The organism is Burkholderia sp. Ac-20384 (assembly GCF_017104605.1).
In the GTDB taxonomy this organism is placed as follows: Bacteria; Pseudomonadota; Gammaproteobacteria; order Burkholderiales; family Burkholderiaceae; genus Burkholderia; species Burkholderia lata.
In genome coordinates this window covers 1-2,227 of the sequence record NZ_JAAGPE010000575.1, presented here as the reverse complement: position 1 = coordinate 2,227, position 2,227 = coordinate 1, and the positions used below count along the sequence as shown (strand labels likewise).

General features: G+C 69.1%; 1 protein-coding gene. It reads left to right on the top strand.

Going from position 1 to position 2,227, the window contains the following annotated elements; all coding sequences use genetic code 11:
• Nucleotides 1-176 precede the first annotated feature (176 nt).
• Nucleotides 177-2,227, top strand: a 2,051-nt coding sequence (locus tag G3O00_RS41850; RefSeq protein WP_206146509.1) for a site-specific recombinase, incomplete at its 3' end; no start/stop codon positions are given.

The following is a 2,227-nucleotide window of genomic DNA, read 5'->3' as shown; positions in this document are numbered from 1 at the left end:
CCCGACCGCCGTGCCTCCCGGCGCCCGCACGCGATCGGCGTGCACCGCAGCGGGGCAGCCGCATCGCGGGTCGTCGTCCGGCAACCGGCCCCGTCTCACCCGTTCTCCCCGGCGCCGCGCCGTTTCCCCGGCCGGCATCCCGAACCCGCCCGCCGAGGGCTTTCGCTATTCCGTTTATGTTTCGTTCCCTGACGACCCTGATCAAGAAGTGGCGCGCGTCGCGCAATGCCGGTCACCAGCTCGATGCGCTGCTCGCGCACGCCGACGCCGATGCGTCGTACGCCGAGCGCAGCGAATGGCTGATCGAGCTCGCGCACTGGCTGCGCCGCACCGGCACGATGCAGGCCGCGCAGGACACGCCGGCCGATCGCGACGCCGATGCGCGCGCGTATCCGGCCCATGCGCGGTTGCGCTACCTGTTCCACGTGCTCGATCGCAATCCCGCGTGGAAAACCCACGCCGCGCGTATCCTGCGCGGCATCCTGCGCGAGTGCGACGGCATCTCGCTCCTGTGCGACGCCGGCATGCCCGTGCACTCAGGCTTCTTCGGCGCGCTGTTCGAGCGGATCGACTCGTCGCTGATCCCGCCCGCGCCGAACCGCCGCGAACTGTCGGCGCTGTTCACGCTGATGTTCCCGACGCCGGAAGACGCGCAATGGATCGACACGCTGCCCGACGATCTCCTCGCGCGCCTCGCCGAGCTGATCTCGTTCGACGTCACCGACGAAGAGCGCCATGAACCGGGTTCGTTCTCGCGCGACCTGCTGGCCGCACTGCACAACCTGACCTGCCAGATCAGCTCGACCGGCCTGTCGCAGACGGTGCGCAGCCGGCTCTCCGACGACGACGCACGCAAGCCGCTCGAAACGCAGCCGTTCTACCGCCTCATGCGCGCGATGCTCGCGGTCGAGACCGCGCACGCGGCCGTCGAGGACGGCGGCGACCCGAGCAAGCTGCTGCACGAGGTGAACTACCTGCGCGTGCTGCTCGACGAATGCCGGATCGCCGTCGACGACGTGTTCTCGCACCTGTACCGCAACGGCGTGTCGGTCGACATCGTGTTCCAGGTCGAGCGGATGCGCATGCGTATCCTGCGCGCCGAGATGCTGCTGAACGCGTGGATGGCGCGCGACGACCTGCACGGCATGGCGCACCTGACGGCCGAGCTCGTCGACGCGAACCACAACAGCCAGAGCGTGTCGCACCTCGTGCGCAGCAACTTCTCGCTGTTCGCGCGCAAGCTCGTCGAAACCAACGCGGACACCGGCGAGCACTACATCTCGCGCGGCCGCGCCGAGTACCTGAAGATGCTGCGGATGGCCGCGGGCGGCGGCCTCGTCACGGTCGTGACCGTGTGCGTGAAATTCGCGATCACGGGCGCGCACCTGCAATCGATGTTCGAAGGGCTGCTCGCGGGCGTCAACTACGCGGCCAGCTTCATGCTGATGCACTTCCTGCATTTCACGCTCGCGACCAAGCAGCCCGCGATGACCGCACCGACGCTCGCGCGCGAGCTCGACGACACCGGCCACGAGGAAGGCGTGAAGGCGTTCGTGTCGTCGGTGATCGCGCTGATCCGCACGCAGGCCGCCGCGATTTCCGGCAACGTGCTCGTCGTGCTGCCCGTGTGCCTGCTGGTACAGCTGTTCGCGGGCAACGTGCTGCACGCGAACCTGATCTCGCCGGAAAAGGCGCACGTGACACTGCACTCGTTCTCGCTGCTCGGCCCGACGCCGCTCTACGCGGCGCTGACCGGTGTGCTGCTGTGGGCGTCGAGCCTGATCGCGGGCTGGGCCGACAACTGGTTCGTGCTGCACCGGGTCGGCGACGCGCTCACGTACAACCGCCGTCTGCGCCTCACGCTCGGTGCGGCCGGTGCCGCGAAGCTCGCGCACTTCTGCCGGTCGAACGTGGCCGGCGTGGTCGCGAACGTCGGCCTCGGCCTGATGCTCGGCCTCATTCCGGCGATCGTCACCGTGTTCATGTTCCCGTTCGAGGTGCGGCACGTGACGCTGTCGGCCGGTTCGATCGGCATCGCGCTCGGCGTGCTGGGCAAGGACGCGCTCGGCACGCCCGAGCTGTGGTGGGCCGGCGCCGGCGTGCTCAGCATGGCGATCCTCAACGTGCTCGTGAGCTTCGCGCTCGCGTTCACGATGGCCGTGCGCTCGCGCAGCCTGCGCCGGACCAAGGTGCGCGCGCTCATCGTCGCGATCGTCCGCACGGTGCA